This window comes from Microbulbifer mixtoriginis (SeqCode), assembly GCF_052466695.1.
The window spans coordinates 4,532,071-4,556,988 of the sequence record NZ_CP174285.1; the positions used below are offsets into that span (position 1 = coordinate 4,532,071).

At 47.1% G+C, this 24,918-nt stretch carries 21 protein-coding genes; 12 read left to right on the plus strand and 9 right to left on the minus strand.

The annotated features are described in order from the left end of the window. Both gluQRS and dksA read right to left on the minus strand, forming a co-directional pair. Complete coding sequence (gluQRS, locus tag ACJJI0_RS19835; protein ID WP_444883908.1) at positions 1–873, minus strand: tRNA glutamyl-Q(34) synthetase GluQRS; 873 nt, start codon at positions 871–873, stop codon at positions 1–3. A gap of 78 nt (positions 874–951) precedes the next feature. Next, positions 952–1,389 (minus strand): RNA polymerase-binding protein DksA, encoded by a 438-nt coding sequence (dksA, locus tag ACJJI0_RS19840; RefSeq protein WP_152454721.1) that lies wholly within the window; start codon positions 1,387–1,389, stop codon positions 952–954. Between the two features lie 254 nt (positions 1,390–1,643). On the opposite strand from dksA, the gene sfsA reads away from it, so the two are divergent. Beyond that, complete coding sequence (sfsA, locus tag ACJJI0_RS19845; protein ID WP_444883909.1) at positions 1,644–2,342, plus strand: DNA/RNA nuclease SfsA; 699 nt, start codon at positions 1,644–1,646, stop codon at positions 2,340–2,342. A 49-nt stretch (positions 2,343–2,391) separates the two neighbouring features. On the opposite strand, the gene ACJJI0_RS19850 is transcribed toward sfsA, so the two are convergent. The 4 genes from ACJJI0_RS19850 to ACJJI0_RS19865 form a co-directional block, all read right to left on the minus strand. Then, positions 2,392–2,736 carry a Rieske (2Fe-2S) protein gene (locus tag ACJJI0_RS19850; RefSeq protein ID WP_252083158.1) on the minus strand — a complete coding sequence of 115 codons (345 nt, stop codon included), beginning with the start codon at positions 2,734–2,736 and terminating at the stop codon, positions 2,392–2,394. A 97-nt stretch (positions 2,737–2,833) separates the two neighbouring features. After that, positions 2,834–3,889: a S1C family serine protease gene (locus tag ACJJI0_RS19855; RefSeq protein WP_444883910.1), complete on the minus strand. Its 1,056-nt coding sequence runs from the start codon at positions 3,887–3,889 to the stop codon at positions 2,834–2,836. Positions 3,890–4,013: 124 nt separating this feature from the next. After that, positions 4,014–4,898, minus strand: coding sequence for a protease HtpX (htpX, locus tag ACJJI0_RS19860; protein ID WP_252083156.1), 885 nt, complete (start codon positions 4,896–4,898; stop codon positions 4,014–4,016). 205 nt (positions 4,899–5,103) lie between these two features. After that, positions 5,104–5,388 carry a TfoX/Sxy family protein gene (locus ACJJI0_RS19865; RefSeq protein ID WP_252083155.1) on the minus strand — a complete coding sequence of 95 codons (285 nt, stop codon included), beginning with the start codon at positions 5,386–5,388 and terminating at the stop codon, positions 5,104–5,106. 243 nt (positions 5,389–5,631) lie between these two features. Here ACJJI0_RS19865 and ACJJI0_RS19870 point away from each other — a divergent pair, with 243 nt between their 5' ends. The 3 genes from ACJJI0_RS19870 (at position 5,632) to ACJJI0_RS19880 (ending at position 7,855) form a co-directional block, all read left to right on the plus strand. After that, positions 5,632–6,348 carry a M15 family metallopeptidase gene (locus ACJJI0_RS19870; RefSeq protein ID WP_444883911.1) on the plus strand — a complete coding sequence of 239 codons (717 nt, stop codon included), beginning with the start codon at positions 5,632–5,634 and terminating at the stop codon, positions 6,346–6,348. Positions 6,349–6,490: 142 nt separating this feature from the next. Then, positions 6,491–7,315, plus strand: a complete 825-nt coding sequence (cysE, locus tag ACJJI0_RS19875) for a serine O-acetyltransferase (protein ID WP_252083153.1) — start codon at positions 6,491–6,493, stop codon at positions 7,313–7,315. A gap of 51 nt (positions 7,316–7,366) precedes the next feature. Then, entirely contained in the window at positions 7,367–7,855 is a 489-nt protein-coding gene (locus ACJJI0_RS19880) for a hypothetical protein (RefSeq protein WP_252083152.1), read from the plus strand. Positions 7,856–7,976: 121 nt separating this feature from the next. On the opposite strand, the gene ppa is transcribed toward ACJJI0_RS19880, so the two are convergent. Beyond that, positions 7,977–8,513 (minus strand): inorganic diphosphatase, encoded by a 537-nt coding sequence (ppa, locus tag ACJJI0_RS19885; RefSeq protein ID WP_020412430.1) that lies wholly within the window; start codon positions 8,511–8,513, stop codon positions 7,977–7,979. 162 nt (positions 8,514–8,675) lie between these two features. On the opposite strand from ppa, the gene ACJJI0_RS19890 reads away from it, so the two are divergent. From ACJJI0_RS19890 to ACJJI0_RS19915, 6 genes are all read left to right on the plus strand, one after another. Beyond that, entirely contained in the window at positions 8,676–10,049 is a 1,374-nt protein-coding gene (locus ACJJI0_RS19890) for a glutamine synthetase family protein (RefSeq protein WP_444883912.1), read from the plus strand. Positions 10,050–10,130: 81 nt separating this feature from the next. Further along, positions 10,131–11,519, plus strand: a complete 1,389-nt coding sequence (locus tag ACJJI0_RS19895; protein ID WP_444883913.1) for an aldehyde dehydrogenase family protein — start codon at positions 10,131–10,133, stop codon at positions 11,517–11,519. Between the two features lie 24 nt (positions 11,520–11,543). Beyond that, entirely contained in the window at positions 11,544–12,005 is a 462-nt protein-coding gene (locus tag ACJJI0_RS19900) for a hypothetical protein (RefSeq protein ID WP_444883914.1), read from the plus strand. Between the two features lie 232 nt (positions 12,006–12,237). After that, positions 12,238–13,422, plus strand: a complete 1,185-nt coding sequence (locus tag ACJJI0_RS19905) for an iron-containing alcohol dehydrogenase (protein WP_444883915.1) — start codon at positions 12,238–12,240, stop codon at positions 13,420–13,422. Positions 13,423–13,485: 63 nt separating this feature from the next. Then, on the plus strand, positions 13,486–14,088 hold the full coding sequence (msrA, locus tag ACJJI0_RS19910; protein WP_252083147.1) for a peptide-methionine (S)-S-oxide reductase MsrA: 603 nt from the start codon (positions 13,486–13,488) through the stop codon (positions 14,086–14,088). Between the two features lie 132 nt (positions 14,089–14,220). Then, positions 14,221–15,234 carry a hypothetical protein gene (locus tag ACJJI0_RS19915; RefSeq protein ID WP_444883916.1) on the plus strand — a complete coding sequence of 338 codons (1,014 nt, stop codon included), beginning with the start codon at positions 14,221–14,223 and terminating at the stop codon, positions 15,232–15,234. A gap of 154 nt (positions 15,235–15,388) precedes the next feature. On the opposite strand, the gene pdxR (ACJJI0_RS19920) is transcribed toward ACJJI0_RS19915, so the two are convergent. Continuing rightward, positions 15,389–16,867: a MocR-like pyridoxine biosynthesis transcription factor PdxR gene (pdxR, locus tag ACJJI0_RS19920; RefSeq protein ID WP_444883917.1), complete on the minus strand. Its 1,479-nt coding sequence runs from the start codon at positions 16,865–16,867 to the stop codon at positions 15,389–15,391. 923 nt (positions 16,868–17,790) lie between these two features. Between pdxR (ACJJI0_RS19920) and ACJJI0_RS19925 the strand changes: the two genes are divergently transcribed. Next, on the plus strand, positions 17,791–20,241 hold the full coding sequence (locus tag ACJJI0_RS19925) for a hypothetical protein (RefSeq protein WP_444883918.1): 2,451 nt from the start codon (positions 17,791–17,793) through the stop codon (positions 20,239–20,241). Positions 20,242–20,480: 239 nt separating this feature from the next. Here ACJJI0_RS19925 and pdxR (ACJJI0_RS19930) read toward each other — a convergent pair whose 3' ends face one another. Further along, positions 20,481–21,965: a MocR-like pyridoxine biosynthesis transcription factor PdxR gene (pdxR, locus tag ACJJI0_RS19930; RefSeq protein ID WP_444883919.1), complete on the minus strand. Its 1,485-nt coding sequence runs from the start codon at positions 21,963–21,965 to the stop codon at positions 20,481–20,483. 408 nt (positions 21,966–22,373) lie between these two features. Here pdxR (ACJJI0_RS19930) and ACJJI0_RS19935 point away from each other — a divergent pair, with 408 nt between their 5' ends. Further along, positions 22,374–24,827 carry a hypothetical protein gene (locus tag ACJJI0_RS19935; RefSeq protein WP_444883920.1) on the plus strand — a complete coding sequence of 818 codons (2,454 nt, stop codon included), beginning with the start codon at positions 22,374–22,376 and terminating at the stop codon, positions 24,825–24,827. Positions 24,828–24,918 lie beyond the last annotated feature (91 nt).

Sequence of the window (24,918 nt, forward strand, 5' to 3'; positions counted from 1 at the left end):
TCAGTGCAATTGTCGGTCGCGTTTATCGATCTGATGACGCTGCCAGCGTGCAGCAGCCCACTTGAGAATATGTTCTGGCGCCTCGCCCTCCAGCCCATCCGTGACATGAAAGCCGAGAAAATCCAGTGCGGTGCAGAGATTGCTGGCGGCTCGGTTGTCGTCGATAGCCGGTGCGTGGTTTTGTTTGCTGAGTTTTTGCGCCCCCCCCGGTCCCATGACCAGCGGCAGGTGGCCGAAGATCGGTGCTCTGTTATCGAGCAGGTGAAACAGGCGAATTTGTGCAGCGGTGGTGTCGAGCAGGTCCGTTCCGCGCACGATATGAGTAATGCCCTGGGCAATATCATCGACCACTACCGCCAGCTGATAGGCGTAGAGGCCATCGCGGCGCTTGAGAATGGTGTCTTCACGCACTGGCTGGGATTGGGGCCCGCGCCAGATATCTTCGAAGTGCTCCTCACCTCCGGCACAGGACAGGCGCAGGGCGCAGGCACCTGTGCCCTCGTCTTTTATCCGGCAGGCTTGATTGTCGTGCCCACCATTTTGACGGATCTGGCTGCGTGAGCAATGACATGGATATAGGAGTCCGCGTTGGCGTAACTGTGACAGAACTGCCTCGTACTGGGCGTGGCGCTTACTTTGCCACACCACGGGGCCGTGCCAGTGCAGCCCATGGGATTCCAGGGATTTCAGTATTCGAGTGGCTGCGCCGGGCTCCTCGCGCGGGGGGTCGAGATCTTCCATACGCACGAGCCAGTGCCCGCCATGCGCAAGGGCGTCCAGATAGCTGCCGAGTGCGCACACTAGCGAGCCGAAATGCAGAGGACCGCTCGGCGAAGGCGCGAAGCGACCGAAATAGGGCGTTTTACTATTCAAAGTGATAGGGGCGGTCCCGTCGACCGCCCTGTCGAGCCGGGCGATCAAGGGTGATCGCCGCAATACGATGGGAAAAAATCAGCCGGAAAGCTGTTTTTCTTTGATTTCCGCCAGGGTTTTGCAGTCCACACACAGGGTTGCGGTGGGGCGCGCTTCAAGACGGCGGATACCAATATCGACCCCACAAGCTTCACAGAAACCGTAATCATCCTGGTCGATCAGTTCCAGGGTGGCGTCGATTTTCTTAATCAGCTTGCGCTCGCGATCGCGGGTGCGAAGTTCAAGGCTGAACTCCTCTTCCTGGCTCGCACGATCAGCGGGATCGGGAAAGTTTGCAGCCTCGTCTTTCATGTGGGAAACGGTGCGGTCCACTTCCGCCATCAGTTCGGCCTTCCAGGCCAACAGCAAGTTGCGGAAATGCTCCTGCTGCTTCTCATTCATGTACTCTTCGCCCTTAGTCTCCTTGTAGGGCTCAAAGCCGTGCAGAGAATCGGTGCTCGCAGCAGTTTTGGGCATAGTCGTTGCCTCTCTTTCTTTACGGGCCCCCGATAATGGGGGCGATACCACCAAATTCAATCTAGCCTAGACCGGAATCTTTTTGGGTGATGCTTTTTTCACCTATCAAATCAGTTGCGGTGGCAGGCTAATCCTTGCCCCGATTGCCGGTACCCCGGCGACCGAGAGCGAGGAAGCTATCAAATCTGCGCGATTCGCGCCACAAATAGTTGTCTGCTATTTTGTGGCGCTGAAATGTACAAGAGTGCCAGCCAGTGAAGTTTTCCCCTGAGTTACAAAAGGCCACCCTGTTGCGTCGCTACAAACGTTTCCTCGCTGATGTGGAGACGGCTGATGGCGAGAAATTTACCATCCACTGCCCAAATACCGGTTCTATGAAAAATTGCTGGATCGAAGGCGGAGCCTGCTGGTATTCGGACTCGGGCAATCCCAAGCGCAAGTACCGTCACACGCTGGAAATTTGTACAACACCGGATGGATCTCTGGCCGGCGTTAATACTGGGCGCGCGAATGCCCTGGTGGAAGAGGCAATAAATTCCGGTGTGGTTAGTGAGTTGCAAGGGTATGAATCCCTGCGTCGGGAAGTGCGTTATGGTGAAGAAAACAGCCGCATCGATTTTCTGTTGTCTGGCGATGCTGGCGACTGCTATGTGGAGGTTAAGAATGTCACCCTGGCGGATGGTGCGCGGGGTTATTTTCCCGATGCGGTGAGTGCTCGCGGTGCTAAGCACCTGCGTGAGTTACAGAAATTGGCTGAGAGTGGTGTGCGTGCAGTGCTTTTTTACTGTGTACAGCACAGTGGCATAGATAGCGTAGAGGCAGCGCGAGAAATCGACCCGGCTTATGCTAAAGCTCTCGACAGTGCTGTCTCAGCCGGTGTGCAGGTGCTCGCTTACCGGGCGCGGATGAGCGCCGATGAAATCGTTTTAGGCGAAGCTCTGCCGTTTCGCTGAGGGAATTTAGAGTAACTGGTCGGGTGGGGGCCACCCAGCCAGTAAAATCTTATTCAGGCAGCAGGGCGTAGAGGCCGTCTTGGGCGTATTCGACGGGTATGGGAGTCAGTGAATCGCCGGTGCAGGGCCCGGCAATACACTCGCCGGTTTCAATGGTGAACAGCGCCCCATGGGAGGCGCATTGGATCAGTGCGCCATCGGGATCGAGGAACTGGTCTTCCTGCCAGTCGAGATTGATGCCGCGATGGGGGCAGGTGTTTTTATAGGCGAAAACCTCGCCCCCTTTCATTACCGCAAACACATTGTCGGTGCCGGCGGCGGTGTCACCGAGGGAGAAGCCCTTGGATTGCCCTTCCGCTAATTCCTCGTAACGGCACAGGAAGTATTTCTGCATAACTGGTCGGCCTTAGGCGCAATTATTTATTCGTTATTGTGGCGCCTTCTCTCCAGATAGGTTGATTTGGAGAAGCTGCGCCAGATTCTGCCCCGAGTTATTGGGGCGCCGCGAGTGTAATCGAGGTGTAGCGGATTGTCCCGTTGCGCATTATCCCCAAAGTGATCTGGTCGCCGGCGCGGTACTTCTCCAGTGCGTTGAGCAGGTCGTCGTAGCTGCGGACGGGTTGCTGCTCGACTTCCACGATAACGTCTCCGAGCTGCCAGCCCCCTTGGCGTGTGCGATAAATGCCTTGCAACCCGGCTTTTTCCGCCGGCATACCAGGGGCTGTGCGCAGCACCGCCACACCTTCAAAACCGTAGCGGCTGCTCCACTGATCCGGTGCGGATTCAATGCCGAGAATCGGTCGCACCAGGCGGCCGTAGTTAATCAGTTGCGGCACTATTTTCTTTACAGTATCCACAGGAATAGCAAAACCGATGCCCACACTGGCACCGCTGGGGCTATAGATGGCGGTATTTACCCCGATCAGACGGCCGAGGGAATCGAGCAGGGGACCGCCAGAGTTGCCGGGATTAATGGCGGCATCGGTTTGAATCACATTGCGAATGGTGCGGTTGTTGGCGGCCTCGATTTCACGCCCCAACGCGCTGACCACCCCGGTGGTTAGGGTGGTATCGAGGCCAAAGGGGTTGCCGATGGCGAGTACTTTTCGGCCCACAGAGAGTTCACTGGAAGTACCGGCAACCAGTGGTTTAAGTAATTTTTTCGGAGCCTCGATTTTCAACACCGCCAGATCTTTTTCTGGAGCGGAACCCACTACAGTGGCGGGCCACTCACTGCGGTCCTGCAGGGTGATTGTGACTTTACGCGCGCCCTCGATGACATGGAAATTGGTCACAACGTGACCCTGTTCATCCCAGATAAATCCACTGCCGGCGCCTTTGGGTACTGCGTGCAGGCGCAGGGTTCTGCGATCGCGAACCAGGGTTTCATTGGTGACATACACCACAGAGGGGCTGGCAAAATTAAACACCTGCATGGTGTTGCGTTCATCATCTGTGGCGAACTCCTGTACCTCTGCGTACAGGGGAGCACTGAGAATGAATAAAAGGATCGACAGAATAATGGGCAGAGTTTTAAGCGGTGTCATGGTCGCTGTCTTCGCTTTAGCACTTTAATGAAAAGTTTACTTTGCTCGTTGTGAGGGAGTGAAGATGGGGGCGCGGCAAAGAATTAAAACCTGCCCCTAAAACGTGCCAACAGCAATCAGGGTATTACTTACGGAAGTTCTGTAGGGCCAGGATACGATCATCCAAGGGCGGATGGGTGGCTAATAGTGCGCCCATATTGCCGAAAATACCGAAGGCTTTCATATTGCCCGGCAGCGGCTCCTCGTGACCCCGTTCAGATTCCACTTTGAGCCGTTGCAGTGCGGCGATCATTGAATTGGGACTGGCGAGGGTGGCGCCGGCGTGGTCTGCGCGATACTCCCGACGGCGGCTGAACCAAGCGATGATAAACATGGCGAGGAAGCCAAAAATTATATCCATCACGATAGAGGTAACGTAATAGCCGATGCCAAGGCCTTGCTCATTGCGCAGTATCACCCGGTCGACAAAGAAACCGACCAGCCGTGCGAAGAACATCACAAAGGTATTCACCACTCCCTGAATCAACGCCAGAGTTACCATATCGCCGTTGGCCACGTGACCGATCTCATGGCCGATCACCGCACGGGCCTCTTCGCGGCTGAAGCGCTGCAGTAATCCGGCGCTTACAGAGACCAGGGCATTGTTGCGATTCCAGCCGGTGGCAAAGGCGTTGGCCTGGGGCATGGGAAAAATACCCACATCCGGCATACCGATATTGGCCTTGCGCGAAAGCTCCCGCACAGTCTCCACCAGCCATTGCTCATCGGCGCTGCGCGGCTCGGTGATAATCTGGGTGCGGGTACTCATGCGGGCGATGGTCTTGGAGAGAAACAGGGATATAAACGAACCACCAAACCCAAAAAGAGCGCAGAGGAGTAACAGTGCCCCCAGATTCAGGTCGACCCCGTTGGCCTGAAGGATGCCCCCGATGCCAAAAATATTGAAGATGATGCCAACCAGAACTAATACCGCAAGGTTGGTCAGCAGGAATAGCCCAATGCGCAACATCGGCTCTCTCCGTCTCTTTGCCCTTAGACAAGTTTAGATAGGTTGTGGTGGTTTGTGTGACAAAAGCTCGAGTTATTGCGTAGCCGTAGCATGGGGTAAGGCATTAAGGGCCTGTGCGAACGTCTTGGTACATCTTGCGCAGGCACTCAGATGCGCAAGGGCCCCAGCGTAGCTTTTCCCTTTCTAAAATTGTTGGTGACAGGCTTTAGTTTGAGTTCTGTGTAGCCAGCAGGCGGTCGGCTTCAGTGACCAATTGCTGTTTAAGATCTGGGTCCAGATCGTTCCAGTGCACATCAAGTAGAGCACCTTGCAGTGCATAAAGCATGACGCGCGAGGCGTTGATCCCGCGGTTGCGAATACTAATAAAGGCCTCAACCGGGCCAATACGGTGGAGGTCTTCGTAGGTGCGAATACCAATGGAGTGAAGGATGTTAACGGAGGCGAGCCCCAAATTTTTCAGCTTAAGTAGTTCTGATTGACTTGGGTGCATTCAGTTTTCCCTGCAAGGTTTTCCGTCCAGTAGTCACGATCAATCCCCAATCGCGGGGCTGAACTTAACATAAATTAGCAAGCTGCCAACAAAGATAACCGCCGCATGGCCTAAGACAGCGCCTATTACTTTGCCTAGCATTTCCATTGGCCACTTATTCCATGCCGCTCTTTGGTAGAGTAATAGCTGGGGGTTTACTCACTTTAGCCCGCCTTTTGAAAATCGCCTGTCTATAGGAGCCAAATGTTATCCACACCGCTTAAGAGTATGCTCTTCGGGCTAACCGATATGCACGTTATCCTCGATCCACCCTCAGGACAGCTGCTGCACCCTGAGGCACTGGTGGCATTTCAGCGCCTGAGGCGCGATGCGCGAGATGCCGGTTTTGACCCCAAGGTGGTCTCAGGTTTTCGCAGCTTTGAGCGCCAGCGCACCATCTGGAATAACAAGGCACAAGGTCTGCGTCCAGTGCTGAACACCGATGGCGAAGAGCTTGAAGTCTCTGAGCTGCCACCGCAGGAGTTAGTGCTGGCCATACTGCGTTGGTCGGCACTGCCCGGTGCCTCGCGCCATCATTGGGGTACTGACTTCGATATTATCGATGCCGCCGCTGTGGCCGAGGATTACCAGGTACAGCTAACCCCACAGGAAGTGGCCGATGATGGGGTTTTCGGCGCTTTTCACCAATGGCTGGATCAGCGTATAGCCGCGGGGCAAAGTTACGGCCTGTTTCGTCCCTATGCCGAAGATCTCGGTGGCGTTGCACCGGAGCGCTGGCATTTGAGTTATGCACCGCGAGCCCTGGAGCTACAGCACCTGTTGACACCCGAACGCCTGGAGGCGCAGTTGCGCTCCTGCGACTTGGCGCTGTGTGACACGGTTTGCGAGCAGCTGGAGCAAATCTATACGCGCTTTGTATGGATTCCGGATCACTGTTATCCGACAGATATGCCGCTCTGAGCAAAATCTACGTAAATCGGTACGCTTTATTTTCACCGCCGGATGGCGCTTGAAAGGCCCTGGTATTCCTGCGAAGCTGCGCGGGCCCAATGGCGCAAAGTTGTGTGAGACAAATCAAATACATTAGGAAAGCGCCGGGAAAATGAGTACGACAGGTGAGGAACTGAATATCGACAGCCAAACTGAGCCCAGAGACGTATGGAGTGCTATGCGCGCAGAGGCTGCCGCAGCCGCCAGGGATGAACCGATTCTGGCGAGTTATTTTCACAATACGGTGCTGCGCCACAAGTCGGCGGAGCACGCAATCGCCGACCAGTTAGCCTCAGTCCTGGATCACAATGCACTCACCTCCACCGCTTTGCAGGAGGTGATCGCTTCGGCCTTACAAGCAGATACAGGGATATCCCGCAGTATGCTGGCGGATATCTGTGCCTGGTACGATCGCGATCCAGCCTGTGATCAGTACCTCACCCCCTTTCTCTACTTCAAGGGCTTTCATGCACTGCAGTCGCACCGAATTGCCCACTGGCTGTGGAAGCAGGGCCGCACGACGCTCGCGCTGTACTTCCAGAGCCGTGTGTCGGAACAGTTTTCTGTGGACATCCATCCCGCAGCTCAATTTGGTAGCGGCATTATGATTGACCACGCTACGGGCCTGGTCGTGGGAGAGACCTCGGTGGTGGGCGACAACGTCTCTATTTTGCACTCAGTGACTCTGGGCGGCAGCGGTCGCGGTTCCGGGGATCGCCACCCGAAGATTGGTCATGGGGTTATGATCGGTGCCGGCGCCAAGATATTGGGGCCTGTGCGGGTGGGTGAGGATGTGAAGATTGCTGCGGGTAGCCTGGTTCTACAGGACGTCCCCGACCACACCACAGTGGCCGGTGTCCCCGCGCGTCAAGTCGGTGGCCGGATAGAAAAGGCCCCCGCCTTTACCATGGATCAAACCCTGGATTCCGAAGAATAAACTGGCTGCAGCAAGTATTATCCAACCAGCATTACACATAGGGATTGAGTGATGACCCAAGCCACCTATAGCCTGATTTTCCGCGGCGACCTGATTGCCGGGTTTACTGCCGGTGATGTGAAGGCCAATTTGGCGCGCTTGTTTAAGAGCAGCCCGCAGGCAGTGGAAAAACTGTTTAGTGGTCGACCGCTGGTGCTGCGCAAGGGGTTGAGTCGCGCCCAGGCGGAGCAATTTCAAGCGACCCTGGCCAAGGTTGGGGCTCAGGTCAATCTGAAAAGCGAGGGTGGCCCTGAAGACGTCCCTCCGGTGCCCGAACCGAGTCAAACACCTCAGCCAGAGGGCCCTCGCGTTCCAAACTGGACGCTCGCGCCAATGGAGGGCAATCTGATTAAGGACCACGAACGCGAGTCGATAGCGGAGGTGCAGGTGCCCACCGAACATATCAGCCTGCGCGCGGCGGAGGGGTTGTTACTGGATGAGAGCGAGCGGGCCGAAACAGTTGCTGCACCAGTCAATATTCCCCAATGGGATCTCAATTAGATCTTCTGCGATTCGCGTTGATTACAGCGCCCAGGCATAAAAAAACCGGCTAGATGCCGGTTTTTTTATGCCTGTCAGCCCGGCCAATACAAAATCGTGCCGGGCTTAAGAGAAGCTGTGATTAGCCTTCTTCTTTCAGGTAGCGCTCGCGAGAGGAAAGCACTTCTTTGCGCGCTTCTTCAGCGTCGGCCCAGCCTTCCACTTTCACCCACTTGCCGGCTTCCAGAGCCTTGTAGTTCTCGAAGTAGTGTTCGATCTGCTTGAGCAGCAGCTCGGGCAGGTCGCCAATTTCCTGAACGTGATCGTACAGCTTGGTCAGCTTGGTGTGAGGTACCGCCAGCAGCTTGGCGTCAACACCGGATTCGTCGGTCATTTTCAGAACGCCGATCACGCGAGAGCGGATTACGGAGCCAACCATTACCGGGTAGGGTGCCACTACCAGTACGTCCAGGGGGTCGCCGTCTTCGGACAGAGTCTGGGGTACATAACCGTAGTTGGCTGGGTAGAACATGGGAGTGGCAACGAAACGATCCACAAATACGGCGTCTGAGTCCTTGTCCACCTCATATTTGATGGGGTCGGAGTTGGCAGGGATCTCGATGATTACGTTGATATCGCTGGGCAGGTCCTTACCTGCGGGGATCTTGTCGAAGCTCATTGCTGGTCCTGAACTGGGTAAAACGAAAAATTTGGAGCGCGGATTATATATGCAGTTCGGCACGGCTGAAAGTCACGCCCTTAAAGGAAATATGGGGCGTCAAGGCTCGGCTGGCGGGTCTATCCTGTAGGACATTGATAACAACAATGGGCAGGGATGGCCATGATCAAAGCGCGGGAGGTAAAAACCGTTCAGGAGGCTCGTGCCATCGTTGAGGGGCGCGGTCTCAGTCATGTGAAAGTGGGCCTGTTTGATTTGGATGGGGTCATGCGCGGCAAATATATGAGCCGTGAAAAATTCTTCTCTGCCCTGGAGCAGGGGTTTTCCTTCTGTGATGTGGTGCTGGGCTGGGATGTTAAAGACCAGCTCTATGACAATACCCGCTATACCGGCTGGCACACGGGCTACCCAGACGCGCCGGTGCGCATCCTGCCGCACAGCTGTCGCGATATTCCCTTTGAAGACAATATGCTGTTATTTCTGGCGGAGTTTGATGAACGTGCTCAGGTCGTGTGTCCGCGTGCGGCTCTGCAGCGGGTGGTAGACCGTTGTCGGGCTATTGGATTTGAGCCCTTCGCGGCTTTGGAATACGAGTTCTTTTTATTTGATGAGACACCCGAGTCGGTACGGGAAAAGGGCTTTCGCAATCTGAAGCCTTTCACGCCGGACTGGTTTGGCTATTCAATGCTGCGCAACTCGGTTCACGCCGAACTCTACCGGGAAATCCTCGAAATGGGTGAGTGTATGGACTTTCCTTTGGAGGGGCTTCATACAGAAACCGGCCCAGGGGTTCTCGAAGCGGCAATCGCCGTGGATAGGGTCGAGGCTGCTGGGGATAAAGCCGCACTGTTTAAAACCTTTATGAAAGTGCTGGCCCAGCGTATGGGCATGATGGCGACTTTTATGTCGCGCTGGTCTAGCGATCTTCCCGGGCAGAGTGGCCATATTCATTTATCGCTGCGCGATTTGAATAACGGCAATGCCGCGTTTTTCGATGGCTCTCAGCCCCAGGGAATCAGTGAGACCATGCGTTACTTTATCGCCGGCCAACAGCGCCTGATGCCAGAATTCCTGGCTCTGTTCGCGCCAACTATCAACAGCTACCGTCGCCTGGTTCCAGGTTTCTGGGCGCCTACCGGTGCGAACTGGGGCGTGGAAAATCGCACCACGGCCTTGCGTGCCATCCCCGGCGGGGAAAAATCACAGCGGGTGGAATACCGCCTGGGCGCTGCAGATGCCAACCCCTATCTGGCGCTGGCCGCCGCCCTTGGCTCCGGCCTTTACGGAATCATGCAGCAGTGGCAGCCCAGTACGCCCATCGAGGGCAATGCCTATGCACTAGCGCAAGAGGCACAGCAGGCGTTGCCTACCACTTTATGGGATGCCACCCAGCGCCTAAAAAATTCTGAGACGGCTCATGAATTATTCGGCAGTGAATTTATTGAGCATTTCGCCGCCAGCCGGGAATGGGAGGAGCGCGAGTATCGTCGCCATGTTACTGACTGGGAGCTGGATAGGTATTTTGAAATTATTTAAATGGCCCTTTTAAAAGCCCGCTTTTGTGATTTTTTGGATGGTAAGGAAATCAAAATAAGCCGCGGATAAGGAATATTTAATATGCACCACTTGCGCTGTATTTCCCCTGTCGATAACAGTGTATATCTGGAGCGGGCCCTGGCCGGCGAGGCTGAAATTCGTGTAGCCCTGGATAGGGCGGCAGCTTCACAAAAAGCCTGGCGATTGACCCCTCTGGTGGAGCGTATCGCCATTGTCCATCGTGCAGTGGAGTTTTTTACCGAGCGCAGGCATCGTCTGGCTGAGGAACTCTGTTGGATGATGGGCAGACCTATTCGTTTTGCACCGGGGGAAATAGATGGCTTTGCAGAGCGCGCTACGGCCATGGCAAATCTGGCAGAGGAGGCCCTTGTAGATATCCATCTGCCAATTAAACCAGGATTTTCCCGCTTTATACGCCGTGAACCACTGGGAGTTTCCTTGGTGATCGCCCCCTGGAACTACCCCTATTTAACCGCGGTAAATGCACTGGTGCCATCCTTGCTGGCTGGCAATGCGGTCATATTAAAACACTCGGCACAAACGCCCTTGTGCGCTGAGCGTATGGTGGAGGCTTTCAGGGAAGCGGGTCTGCCCTACGGAGTATTTCAATATTTGCACCTCAATCATTCCAATACGCAACGTTTAGCCTGTGCCGAAGAAATCCAGCATATTGCTTTTACCGGTTCTGTGGATGCCGGGGCTAATATAGAGCGTATTGTTGCCGGCCGATTTATCCAGTTGGGACTGGAGCTGGGTGGTAAGGACCCCGCTTATGTGCGTGAAGATGCGGACCTTGAATTGGCGGTAGAGGCTGTAATGGATGGTGCTTTTTTTAATTCCGGTCAGTCTTGTTGTGGTATTGAGCGTGCCTATGTGCAGGAAAATCTATTTGAAGAATTTGTCGAACGCGCCGTGGCACTAGTGGGTGATTACCAGTTGGGGCGCCCCGATGATCCTCAAACAACCCTGGGTCCGTTAGTCAATGCGGAGGCTGCCGACAAAGTGCGCACTCAAATTGATGAAGCTGTGGCCCAGGGCGCCCAGCCCCACCTGCACAGCAGTAAATTTTCCATGGACAGGCGCGGTACTCAGTATATGGCACCACAATTACTCACTGGTGTGCGGCAAAAAATGCGGGTAATGCGCGATGAATCTTTTGGCCCGGTTTTGGGGGTGCAAAAAGTCCATGACGATGGTGAGGCTCTAGAATTAATGAATAACAGCCCTTTCGGTTTGACGGCAGCTATTTTTTCACAAGATGAAGAAACTGCCCTGGCAATTGGCGATCACTTGCGAGTGGGCACAGTGTTTCTCAATCGCTGCGACTATTTAGACCCGGAATTGGCCTGGAGCGGCGTTAAACAATCTGGCAGGGGGTGTACTTTGTCCAGAGTCGGGTTTGAGCAGCTAACCAGGCCCAAATCATTTCACTTTAAAGTTGGGGGCTAGTAAACCAGTAAAGAGGGAAATGTTGTGAGGTGGATTGCTTGTTGTATTTATGGTGTGTTCTTAACTTATCCCCTAGTGCTAAACGCGGAGTCCTATGTTTATAGAGATATTGCTCTAGAGGTCCCTGATGGTTGGTCGATACGCAGAGAATATAATGACTATGTGGGAATAGAATTTTGCCAGAATGATACAGGCAATGTGATGGGGTTTTTTCTGAGGAAAGGGTTGCTGGTTAATGGAGGAGACCCCAGTGTGTTCTTAAAAATGCACCCATCGGAGCATCCAGTTTCTTCGGTACAGATTGGCAAATATTCAGGTTACTTTGTCACTTTTACATCGGAAGAAAAGTGTTCGGCAAATTGGTTTTTGGGGGATGGGAGCGATCTACTGATTGCGTCCTATCAAGGTGACTGTCATTCAGTGGATTTTACTCCAGTGATTAAGTTAGTTGAATCTATCGAGCCCTTCGAAGATGTAGTCGATTAATGATGCTTCTGCTGGTTTTATAGGTCCAATTACTAAAATGACAATCGCGCTTTTTTCAGCTGTAGTTTGGCCTATGGATAATAACCCCGAGCTTTTACAGGTGGGATATCCAGATAGCGGTGAGGTCATAAACAGAAGTTTGTTTTTAACCTTATCCTATCGGTTAAACGCATAGAGACTATGGATAACTAGAAATTTTAAATGGTTAGGCGGTAAAGGCAGAGAGGATAATGTGGATAAATACCGGGTAAACTGGAATTTTCCTACCAATATTTGGGTTGGTCCCGGCCGGATATCAGATCTTGCCAAAGCCTGCTCTGATCTCAATATGCAGCACCCCTTACTGGTAACGGATCCCGGTATTGCAGGCATACCACTGCTTCAACGCGCATTGGCGCCTTGTAAGGAATATGGCTTGGAGGTGGAGATTTTCTCCTCAATCAAGGGGAATCCCAACGGTGAGAATATTGACAGTGGTGTCGAGCTGTTACGAGATAAAAATTGCGACGGCGTAATCGCCTTCGGTGGTGGTTCAGCCATAGATGCCGGTAAGGCGATTGCCCTAATGGCCGGGCAGCGTCGTCCCATTTGGGATTTTGAAGATATTGGCGATAACTATAAGCGGGTTGACCCTGACGGTATGCTTCCAGTAATTGCCGTGCCTACAACCGCGGGCACTGGCTCGGAAGTCGGGCGGGTGGCGGTCATAACCGATGAGCAGGCGAAGGTAAAACGCCTGATATTTCACCCCAAACTATTGCCGGATATCGTCATACTGGATGCCGAGCTGACTCTGGATCTTCCCCCCCAGATTACTGCAGCCACAGGCATGGATGCACTCTCGCATAACCTGGAAGCTTATTATTCCCCCATTTACCACCCCATGGCAGAGGGCATCGCACTACAGGGGATGCGTCTGATTAAGAACTATCTGCCCCGTGCTTACATGATTGGCACTGAGTTGAAAGCCCGCCAACAGATGTTGGTAGCCTCCTGTATGGGAGCCACCGCATTTCAGCGTGGCTTGGGAGCTATTCATGCCCTGGCACATCCGCTCGGTGCCCTATATGACAAGCACCACGGTTTACTCAACGCCATATTGATGCCCTATGTGCTTGTAGCCAACCGGCCTGCTATAGAGGTTCCCATGGGGCAGTTGGCCCTCTCACTGCAATTGACCGGCAAAGATAGGTTCGAGAGCGGTTTCGATGCCGTGCTGAATTGGATTCTCGGTCTGCGTCAGCAATTAAATATTCCCCACACCCTGGTTGAAATCGGTATCAAAGCCGAAGACGCCGATAGAATTGCTCATATGGCTGCGGCAGATCCCTCGGCAGCCAGTAATCCTATGTCGTTTAGTGCAGTGAAATATCGCGATATTTTCCTGCGTGCTTGCCAGGGTAGTGTCACACTGTAAGAGTTTCCCTCTATGAGTCGACAGAAGAGTAACCATCAATAGAACATTCCATAGGAATTCGTTATGCGCGGTATTTTTACTCTGTTTATTCTTCTGGCTGCCACCCTCGGATATGCCCAGGATTCTCCTGATATACGAACCGCTATTTTTGCTGGAGGCTGTTTCTGGTGTATGGAACCGCCGTATGACAAAGTGAATGGCGTGCTGGAAACCACCTCAGGTTACAGCGGTGGTCATGTAAAGAACCCCTCCTATGATCAGGTCTCTGCTGGTGGCACCGGCCATGCCGAGGTGGTGCAAGTTAAATATGATGCAAATAAAGTGAGTTATTCCGAGTTACTCAATATTTTTTGGCACAACGTGGACCCCTTTGATGCCGGTGGCCAGTTTTGTGACCGGGGCGACCAGTACCGTGCTGAGATCTTTTACGGTAATGAAGAAGAGAAGAAGCTGGCCGAAGAGAGTAAGAAGAAAGTAGAGGCCGAGCTGGGTAAGAAAGTTGTCACCCAGATAAAGCCTGCCGCTACTTTCTATCCGGCAGAGGCTTACCACCAGGATTATTATCAGCGCAATCCCCTACGCTATAAATACTACCGCTTTCGCTGCGGGCGGGATCAGCGGCTTGAGGAAGTTTGGGGTAAAGGAAAAGGTAAGAGCAAGAGCTGAAGAGTTTGGGGTGTTTTTTGATCTCTTAAATAGAGGTGCCCTTAAGCGAATAAGTCTGCTGACTAGGATAATTCAGATGTGGTAAACGGCATGGGGAACACCGAATCTGGCAGGTTGCAAGAAGGGGAGGTAATGAGCACTGCAGCAGGATTCCCCGTTCTTTATCGCTATATAGCTGCAGATAAGTCCAAACCTCTAATGGTATTTGTGCCGGGTAACTCTCACTTGGCACGTATCTTTTATGGCTGCCCTGAGGCCAGAGAAGAAGACTTTATCAGTTATTGGGTACATTGTTCAGGCCACCCCTTCCTTGCTATATCCTTCCCCATCGCCAATAAGGCCTTTGAGGGATATTATCCCAATTTCACCATCGCAGACTGGGGTAAGCAGGTCGCGGAAGTAATTGACAAGATTGTCACTGAGAATAACTTACAACGTGAGGTAATCGTTTGTGGCTGGAGTATGGGATGCAAGATTGCCGGAGCTCTTGGGAGGGAAGCGATTGGTAAGAGCTTCTCAATAGTGATGTTTGTTGCCATGTCGGGGGATCCCGCTGTTCCAGGCTTCTTGCCAAAAGCAAATGCTGAAAATATCGCTATGACACCAGAAGGGCTGGCAAACCGGGAGAGCTTATACCCCTGGTTTTTTCAGGCACTGGAAGATCAAAGTACCTATAACGGCCATAGTATTCTCCCAAAAGATATTTATCGGCAGAGGATCCTGGGGGCCACCCCTGTGGGATTGATTGGCACGGGCCTGATGTATAAGAATGGCCAGTTTGTGGAAGACTTAGAATGGAGCCTTAGGTCCGCGAACACTTTCAATTACGACGATTATCCTTTTCCTGTAGTTATTCATGGTGATTCGATATCTGATGCGGAAAACGTATTACTGAATATCTCTAACTGGGCGTTTATTAGAAATAGAGTGCTCATTAAGAGGGTACTTGGGACTAATGCATTAAAGGGTCTCTCTCCTGCTCAGTGGGAGCGTCTTCAAGAACTGGTTGAATGCTCTGGTAGCCACTTTTCAATATCCCTTCCCGGGGGACACTTCTTTTTTTTAGGGGAGCTCGGTGCCAAATCAGTGGTGAAAAGCATATTTAAATTATTGCTGCGAACTAATAGTATCCCAAGATTTTTATGATCATAAAGTTTATTCCAAGCTTGTTTGGGGCGGAATATATCGAATATTTATTGTTAGATATCTTAATGGTAAGGTAGCCTTAGACTATACCTATCCAGCATAGGTACAGTCTAAGTGGAGGTTGGGAAAAGGAATTAGCAAGGTGTAATTTATATTATAAGGAATTATCCTTGTCCATTAGCAGATATTTTAAATACTCCACAAATTGTTCCCGCTGAACCTGTGTTGTATTTACACAGCCAATAATTAATCCCGATTTGGCCGGTTTATTTGCGTAAGATAGGGAAAGTGCTGTACATCCATAACCCCTCTGGTTAATTTTTTGTGCAAGTTTTATATCATTAAATTTTGGAGTGCTAATAACTACATACATAGAAGCACTGCTTTTGATTAACTTTACGCTTGGTTCAAGCACAGCTATGATTAACTCACAAAAATGTCTCCACTTGCCCTGGTAATGTTTTTGCATTTTACGTACATGTCTAACAAAGTGTCCTTCGGCAATAAAATCAGCTAATACTGCTTGATAGAGTAATGTTGATGGACCTGAAAGTATAGATTTAGTGTTGATGAAGGCAGAGACAACGGGTTTAGGCGCTACAAGATAGCCTAAACGTAAGCTGGGTATTAAAATTCTATTAAAACTTCCGATAAATATAACTGGACTATTCTTACGCATACCTTGCAAGGCTGCTAGTGGTTTTTCTCCAAATGAAAATACGCTATTAGATTCATCTTCTAATATCCAGCACTTAGTCTGTTCCGCCCAATCTAGTAGTTGTTCTCTTCCGTAAAGTGGAATAACTCCTCCCATGGGATGCTGATGTGTTGGGCTGGTGTAGAGAATTTTAGCTTTTTGATTATCTTCTAGTACTCTATTAACATCTAGGTGGTTGTCATTTAATCCGATCAGGTTTATTTTAGCGTTCATTGAACCAAAAGCAATCCTTGCTCCTCTATAACCTGGATCCTCCATAAGGACAGAATCATCATAATCTAAAATAGTTTGAGCGCAGATATTTAATGCTTCCTGCCTTCCGTTTGTAATAATAATTTGTTCTGGGTTGCAGCGAACACCTCGAGATAAAAGCAAATACTCGGCAAGATTTTCTCTTAAAGGTAAGTATCCGATCGGGTCGCCATACCCACTAATTGAGATCCTATCTTGATGCCGTCGATATATCTTATTCCAAATAGAAAAAGGGAAAGCCCTTAAATCTGGAACGCCCGGTGCAAACGGAAGACTTGAAGGCCAGCGCGATATAAGAGGAGGCTGAGATTTTAATATTTTACTATATTGAGATAATTCTGGAAGATCACTTAGAGTTTGTTCATTTTCAATAAGAAAGCTAACTTTATTGATATTTTTCACACAATAAGGTAGGTGATAAGATACAAAAACACCTTTACCGGCTTTGCTGAAAAGGAATCCTTCATTCTTTAATTGCTCTATAACTTGAGTGACGGTATTGCGACTGATTTTTAAACATTCAGACATCCTTCTTGAAGAGGGCAACTTGACTCCCGCTGCTAATCGACCATTAGTTATCCAATCGATTAACGCTTTATAGAGCTGTTTTTGAAGAGGTTGATTTCGATTAAGAATTAAATCAGAAAAATCTGGGGCACTCACCGGTGGTACCATTAAACTTCAGAAAACTTTATAGAAAATAGTGGTTGTCAATAGCTGTATGCTCATCTAATTCATTTTGTGAAAAGCATAACAAAATCTATATTCAATTAACTGTTTTTTTTTCTTTTGTAGAATATTTTTCGGCAAGGAGGTAATCATTTTTAATAGTAAGATTTTTAGTAATTTGCAAGCGAGAAATGGTTAATGTGAGGTGGGTTTATATTCACAATTCCTTAATGTTAATAGGGTTTTAGTTTGTTATCATAATTTTATTCTTTAAGCTTACCATCTTCAGCTAACTTTCAGGTACTGGTACCATAGTTTTTTCTAAACTGGACCTTTCTTTGGTCAGAGAGATCTGGCTTATCTACCTCAAAATTCCCAGGAGTGGGATTCGTAGTATTTGTAATGTAAAAATTCATATCACAAGATAGAGAATGGTTGTGATAAATTATATAGCTATGAACAATTGATCTTTATTGCAATTACCAGCATGTATGACCTATGAGCATGGGGCGGGGATTTGCCAATTCTAATACCTTTGCTAATGCTACTTATAGTGATAGCCTAGTTTATATTGAGAGCTATAGCTTTTGAATTATTTAAAATGAAGTGTTGAGAATGATAGTTTAAAGCTCGTTCATGATATAAATAATATTTCAAGGTGTTTTTTGCCATTTAAAGTTTTTGACGGTAGGTGTATTAATTATAGGTTGTAATGAAAATGTAATAATTAAGATTATATAGCATGAATAATTTAGTATCTAAATTTGAGATGTATACACGATGATTATTTAATATCTTCTGGCACCATACTTTTTTTAAAACTGGATCTACTTTTAGTGTTTTCTATTGAGTAATTTTAATGCGCCACTAATGGTTAGGTATTTTTAATTAAAAATTATTCGCTAGGAAAAGGATAAATGAAGATCATAAAAAGGGTTGGCATATGTGCTGGCGTTGCTTTGGCGGTTTCTTATCAAGGGGCCAGTGCAGCCGAGTTAACAGGAGCCTGTTATGACTACGCTACCAGGGAACCTACTTCAGCTGTGAAGCTTGATGGTGAGGCTATAGGTATGGCTGTTGCGAATAATGTAATTAGTTTAGCACTAGGATCTTCTGGGTACTCAGTTTTAGCAGGCTTGTACCCAATAATCTACGATTCAGTTACCGGTGGTTTTGTTACAGAGGGCACAGACGGAGCAGATCCAGAGCTTGTTGGTTGTCTGCAGCAATTTAATAACAGAATCTCCGACTTGGAATCGGCCTTTGTCGAAGCTGATCTAGTGGAATTAAATTCCATTTTATCAAGATCAAAATCGGAAATTATTGATTTAGGAAACTTGTATTACCATGATGAAATTGCAGACGAATACCAAGAACTGGCAGTAAAACTTGGGACGACTATAAAAAACACACTAGATGAAGTGTATGAAGAAAACCCTGTAGTAACCAAGGCCAAATATGACTCTTTAGTTTACAATGTCGCGCCTGCATTTGTTTCTATAATCCAAATGGAACTCCTACATAGAAGAGAATTTAATCGATTCTGCTTTAATCAAGAAGTTTATCCAACCTGGAATGATATTTCTAGTAATGAGTTGGTTGATCCAGAGTTATTGAAAACAATAAAGTATAATGATTCTGAGCCGCTCGATAATTATTTAACTACTCCAGAGGGTTCAGTGGCAAATTGTGATGCAGGGTATAATACCTTCTTAACATTTGATAGAGTGGCCGGTGATGAATTTGATTCATATAAATTGGTCTTAGAAAAGCTAGGCATATTTATTGCTGAAAGCACAAAAACACCAGGTATGATTTCAGTAGCTATTGATATATATAACTCTGAGTTAGGTGCCTATAGAGAGCTGATGTTAACCGAGTGTGATAATAATCATAAATTTATAGATAATTATTATAGCTATTCTTATGATGCCATCGGTTCGAGTTTATGTGAGGGGGCAAGAGAACATCATATAGAAAGGATTACACCTGATGGAGTATTTGCTGAAAATGCAAACTTTTCTTCTGAAGCAGAAAGAAATCATATATTTCGTAATCTGGCGGCGGTTGTCGATTCATGGGATTGGTATAGTCACACCATGCCAGAGGGGGTGGCTCAACTTGATGAAGATACACTACCACTCTATGAGACTTTTGGAGTGCCAACTTATAATGGCGTAAGACTAAAACATATAGATACAGATTTATGTGTTGGTTCAGATGCAAAAGCAACATACATTTGTGATATAAGTCAAAATCACTTTATGTTCCGTCCTTTTGAAGATGGATATAAGATTACTCGTATATCGGATAACAGAAACTTTAAAGATAAAGGGGAAGACTCAGATGGTTTTGTTATTCGCTCTGGCGAAGGGCTGGACTCCAAGTGGATTGCAGATTATGAAGGTGTTTGGGGGCTTGATATCGCACCGAATTTTATTAATGCAAGCACGGGAAGGTGTTTAGCTCTTGATGAAAAAAGCAATCTCACAGCCACTGATTGCGATGAAATAGCTAGTAATGTCTGGGAAATTGACGGAGTCGATATTCCCGATACTCACTCCTGGGTGAGTATGCGACATACTGGTGAGAATACGTGCATTGGCAGTGGTAACGCCGCAGTAAGCTGCGAAGTTGATTCAGTCGTCTATCAAATCCTTCCCTATAACGGCGGATATCGCGTGGTACGAGATGGAAAGAATATGAAAGATAAAGGAGATAGCGGTATATCATTTCTCAGTGGGCTTGGAGATGTTGCAACCTGGGACATAGCAGATTGGAATAGTGACGGAATTTTTCGCTTAAGAAATGTTGATACTAACAAGTGTCTTGACTATGTAAATGGAAGCCTTGTTGCTACTGGATGTGAGCTTGATCCAGCACTGAGTGAATTTTTTGCATTTGATATTGTAGACTTGCCAAACTCATCAAATGCGGAGAGAATTTATTTAGAAGATAATTTGTCTATAAGCAGATGTTTGGGTAGAAGATATACGACCAATTCGGGTACGGGTCATACTGCATATTTCAATACTGTTTGTAGTTTGGCAGATATGGCACTCGTAAAATATAATGGCGGGTACATGATCTATGATATCAATAATGACAAGTATATCGAAGACAGTGACACGGCTGGCGATAGCTATAAGAGCTTAGTTCCGAGCAGTGAACCGAGTGACTCTACCACCTGGGATTTCCTCGGACCATACGATCTTTCTGGTGTCAACCATTTTCGCATTAGAAATAGAGCCACGGGTGACTGCCTGCTAACAGAAACGGTGAGTACTACTACTGCCCCTGCTCTTTCAAAAGGGGACTGCAGCAATAGTACTACGCTAATGTGGAGCATTTACAAGGAAGAAGAGTAGGATATAACAGAAATCTCTTAAAAACGCTCGCTGATGCGAGCGTTTTTAATCGGACATTGTTCTTACATTTGCGTTCTTGATGCATAGAAATTAACCTCGAATTATTATTAAATTACATAAGTATAAAAATTATCGACAGCAATCATTATTTCAATGACCTAACGCAAATAATAATTTTATTAGCTAGTATACTTATTTAAAGTTAAAAACGCGTTCTTTTTAGTGAGTCGGTATTAAGTTTATTGGGAGGCACCTTTAATATTCATGCTTTTTAAAAATTTCGCCAAATATTCTACAAGCTGCTGACGTTGTAGCTGGGTTGTATTGGCGCATCCTAACACCAGGCCGGATACTCCTGACTTTTTAGCATCGGATAGAGAGAGTGGTGCATTTCCAAAACCTCTCTCAATGAGCTTCTCTGAAAGATAAGTATCATCATATCCAGGTGTAGTAATAACTACAAACATAGCCGCGCTGCTTTTAATAAGTTGAATATCTGGCTCTAAATGAGTCCGAATCAATTCGCAAAAATGTGCCCATTTCCCTTTATAGTTTTCTTGCATTCTGCGGATATGTCGAACATAGTGCCCATCGTTAATGAAATCAGCCAATACTGCCTGATGAAGTAAATTACATGGTCCTGAAAGTATGGACTTGGTATCAATAAAAGATGGGGCCACAGATTCTGGAACTATGAGATAGCCCAGTCTTAAGCTTGGTAACAGAGTTCTACAAAAACTGCCAATAAATATAACCGGAGTATTTTTCTTCATGCCTTGCAGGGCAGCGATGGGTTTTTCTTCAAATGAAAATATACTGTTGGCTTCATCTTCTAGTATCCAACAATTAGATTTTTCTGCCCAATCTAAAAGGTTTCTCCTGTCTTTGAGTGGAAGTACACCACCCATCGGATGTTGATAGGTTGCGGTTGTATAAATAAGCTTTGCATTTAAGTTTTCTTGTATTAATTGATCTACATCCAGGCGATTTTCTTTCAGTCCAACCAAATTTACCTTTGCATTCTTGGTATTAAAGGCGAACCTGGCCCCCCTATAGCCAGGGTTCTCCATTAATACAGTATCGCCATAATTTAATATTGTTTGAGCGCATATATTCAAAGCCTCCTGCCTTCCATTGGTAATAATAATTTGATCCGATGTACAGCGAACGCCCCGAGAGGCTAGTAAATGCTCTGCGAGCCTTTCTCTTAGGGCTAAATATCCAGCAGGGTCTCCATATCCACTAATTGGTATTCTATCTTGATGTTGCCGGTATGTTTTATTCCAAATAGAAAATGGAAAAGATTTTAAATCAGGCACTCCAGGTGAAAAAGGAAGAAGGGTAGGCCAGCGTGACTTAAGCCTAGGCCGAGATTTCATAGCTTCATTAAAATCTGATAATTTTGGCAAGGAAAATTCAGAAAAGTGCCCACTCGGAGGAGAGGAGGGCTCTAATTCCATTGCACAGTAGGGTAAATGTTGAGAAACATAAACCCCTTTTCCTGCTTTACTAAGCAGAAACCCTTCTTTCTTTAGCAGCTCTATAACATGAATAACTGTGTTACGGCTGATCTTTAGGCTCTCAGACATCCTTCGTGAAGAGGGTAATTTGGAATTTTTAACGAGCCGGCCACTAATTATCCACTCTATCAGGGATTGATAGAGCTGTTCCTGTAAGGGCCTCTTTCGATCGAGGAATAAATCAGAAAAATCTGGAGCACTCACCACTTGCACCATGATAAATACAAAAACGGAGTCTATCAGCTTTAATATAATTATCCACATTCGACTCGAAGTAATGAGCCGAATGTGGCTTAAATCGTGGGCTATTTCAAAAAAACAAAGTTTATACTCTTGTACCCAGGTAAATAGGGCTTTTATTTTTTGTCATTGGATGACTTTGGCGCTGGATGACTTTGGTGTAGTGAATGATTACCTAAAGCAATGATTTCAGGTGAAACTAGTTTCGTATAATTGTCTCTTTCCTTACAAAATGAAGAGTATGCCCACCTTCTCAAACTGGCACTATAGTTTTTCCAGAACTGGCTCTTAATAATTTGGATTATCTTGGCTAAATTGTTACTGCTATTTATAGCAATAGCAATTTAAAATATATTTTTTGGAAAGGGTAAAATGAATACTTTGGGAAAGAAATTAGCGCTATGCATGGGTGTTGCACTGGCGTTTGCACACCAATCTGCCAGCGCAACAGGCTTAAGCGGCGCTTGTTACGATTATGCTTCGACCGAGGCGTCTTCGGCTATTGGTTATGATAGTCAAAGTGTAGGAATATTGCTCGCAAATAATTTTCTAACTGCGGCTTTAGGTTCAAATGATGCATTTTCAACTGCTGCAAAAATCTATCCGTTTATTTATAGTGCAGTAAAAGGCGGAATAAAAGAAGAAACAACGCCGGGGGCCGATCCTTTATTGGTTGGTTGTCTAGAGCAGCTTGATTATCGTATCACTGATCTAGAGACAGACTATTTGACAACAGAGCTTGAAGAGCTCGAAGCTGAAGTCGGAGCAATTAAACAAAACATTGCAACTGAAGGGAATTACGCATATCACGATGATGCTGCTAATTTTTTACATAAAATAGCGATAAAAATCAGGAATAAAATAATTGATAAGTTGGATGATGGTATTACTACGGCTGAATATGCTGAAATGAATACCAAACTCATACCAGGGTTTATTGCTACCATTCAGATGGAGTTACTACATAGGAATGAATGGAATCGTTACTGTCATCGAAATGGTGTGTCCTCGTATTGGAAAGATTTAGATCGTTTTGAGTTTGTTTCCCCACTTTTATTGGATGATATTGTCAATGGTAGTTTATTTGTAAATGACTACTTAATTGATCCTGAGGGTTTTATTAATGAATGTAATGACGGTCTTGATACGTACGAGACATTTAATCGTATAAAAAATATTAATGCCTTTAACTCATATAATAAGGCATTAGATTATATTGGTATAAAAGTTATTGAAAATAGCGATATTCCTGGTCTCATTAACGCTACATTTGATTTTGAAAATTCGAAATTAGGTGAACAGAGGGCGGCATTTGTAACCGAATGCGCCTATGAGGGGCGGGATTGGTATTCATACACGGATACACTTACTGGTAATGAGGTTCGCACCCTAGGTGAAAATAGATGTGAGCAATTACGTGATAATCTTATAGAAGATGCACTGAGTAGTAGTATTTACTCAGCTGAGCCTGAAATGAAAAGATCTTTTCGGAATCTCACGTTTATGGTGGATTCATGGGATTGGCAAAACCATCATATAGATGCGCAAAGAGCTAGTCTAGATGTAGAGTTAACAGAGTTTTATAATAAAACTAGCTTCCCTTTATATAGCGGCGTAAGACTTAAGTATGTGCCTAGTAATTACTGTTTAGATTGGCGTTATACTATGGATACGGCGGTTTATTGTGATTCACAGGCCAATGATTTTATGATTAGGCCGTTTGGTGGTGGATACACAATTACCCGCATATGGGATAATGGGCATTTCGCAGATGACGGCGGAGATAGTAAATACAGCGTTACGACGTTAGATAATGAGAACGAACAAACGGTCTGGAAGTTTAGAAAAGCCTCAATACTTGATGCTTATCATGAAATTTATAATGAAAAAACGGGAAGATGCTTAGTCGGCGGTAAGGATTCGGTAATCACAGTACAAGAGTGTGATGGCACTCAGCTCTGGCATATTAACGGTGTTTCTGTGCCAGATCATGGACCATTTGTAAGTTTACGTCACGCACCTGAAGACGTCTGCTTAGTTCCTGGCTCAGGAGAAGTTAACTGTGATATTGATGCCTTAGTTTATGAGGTTGTGAAGTATAACGGTGGCTATCGAATAACTAGCCACACTGATAATAAGAATCTGAAAGATCGAGGCGGTAATGATATTGCCTTTTACAGTGGGCTTGGAGATTCCGCCACCTGGGACCTCTTAGATCAAGATAAGAATGGTATTTTTAGATTGATCAATCGTGATACTGAGCAATGTCTTGCTTATGATAATTCTTCTCTAGTTTCCATAGAGTGTGTATTTGATTCTGACCAGGTTGAGTTCTGGTCTCTTGAGACGATGGTATTACCCACTGCGTTAAGTGGAAGCCTTATAAAGTTATCTCCAGATGGTTTGTCAGAGTTTGGCGGATGTATTAGTGATTATGTGGGGAATAGCCCAGGAACTCAATCTCCGGCAGGATATTCACATTATGGTTGTCGAATGGCGGTCAAAAATCATAATGGGGGTTATTTAATAGTGGATACTGATACTGGCAAAGAAAACTTCTATATTGCTGATTGGGATCTGGGGTTAGGATACGACAGTATAGCTCCACGTAAAATTAAAGACCATGATACTACCTGGGATTTTATTGGGCCATTTAAATCTGCTAATGGTACTCACTTTTATAAAATTAAAAATAGATATACCGGATATTGTTTAATACCTCAATCTTATAGCTCTCAAACAAGCGGTTGGCGGCTTGGTAAGGTTAGCTGTGACGATGCTTCATCCGAGATATGGACCATTACAGAGATTCCACCTGAAGTTTAGATAGTTTGTGATGAAGATGATGAGGAAACGGATGAAGAGCAGTGTACCAATTAGGAAGAAGTATAAGATAAATGAAAATTCAATGGTAGTA

What these genes read in the sequence shown, in the direction of transcription:
- ACJJI0_RS19850 (WP_252083158.1), bottom strand. Translation starts at nt 2,736, where the DNA reads ATGCAGAAATACTTCCTGTGCCGTTACGAGGAATTAGCGGAAGGGCAA.
- ACJJI0_RS19925 (WP_444883918.1), top strand. Translation starts at nt 17,791, where the DNA reads ATGAAGATCATAAAAAGGGTTGGCATATGTGCTGGCGTTGCTTTGGCG.
- ACJJI0_RS19935 (WP_444883920.1), top strand. Translation starts at nt 22,374, where the DNA reads ATGAATACTTTGGGAAAGAAATTAGCGCTATGCATGGGTGTTGCACTG.
- cysE (WP_252083153.1), top strand. Translation starts at nt 6,491, where the DNA reads ATGAGTACGACAGGTGAGGAACTGAATATCGACAGCCAAACTGAGCCC.
- dksA (WP_152454721.1), bottom strand. Translation starts at nt 1,389, where the DNA reads ATGCCCAAAACTGCTGCGAGCACCGATTCTCTGCACGGCTTTGAGCCC.
- ACJJI0_RS19865 (WP_252083155.1), bottom strand. Translation starts at nt 5,388, where the DNA reads ATGCACCCAAGTCAATCAGAACTACTTAAGCTGAAAAATTTGGGGCTC.
- ACJJI0_RS19915 (WP_444883916.1), top strand. Translation starts at nt 14,221, where the DNA reads ATGAGCACTGCAGCAGGATTCCCCGTTCTTTATCGCTATATAGCTGCA.
- ACJJI0_RS19880 (WP_252083152.1), top strand. Translation starts at nt 7,367, where the DNA reads ATGACCCAAGCCACCTATAGCCTGATTTTCCGCGGCGACCTGATTGCC.
- ACJJI0_RS19870 (WP_444883911.1), top strand. Translation starts at nt 5,632, where the DNA reads ATGTTATCCACACCGCTTAAGAGTATGCTCTTCGGGCTAACCGATATG.
- msrA (WP_252083147.1), top strand. Translation starts at nt 13,486, where the DNA reads ATGCGCGGTATTTTTACTCTGTTTATTCTTCTGGCTGCCACCCTCGGA.
- htpX (WP_252083156.1), bottom strand. Translation starts at nt 4,898, where the DNA reads ATGTTGCGCATTGGGCTATTCCTGCTGACCAACCTTGCGGTATTAGTT.
- ACJJI0_RS19855 (WP_444883910.1), bottom strand. Translation starts at nt 3,889, where the DNA reads ATGACACCGCTTAAAACTCTGCCCATTATTCTGTCGATCCTTTTATTC.
- ACJJI0_RS19890 (WP_444883912.1), top strand. Translation starts at nt 8,676, where the DNA reads ATGATCAAAGCGCGGGAGGTAAAAACCGTTCAGGAGGCTCGTGCCATC.
- ppa (WP_020412430.1), bottom strand. Translation starts at nt 8,513, where the DNA reads ATGAGCTTCGACAAGATCCCCGCAGGTAAGGACCTGCCCAGCGATATC.
- ACJJI0_RS19895 (WP_444883913.1), top strand. Translation starts at nt 10,131, where the DNA reads ATGCACCACTTGCGCTGTATTTCCCCTGTCGATAACAGTGTATATCTG.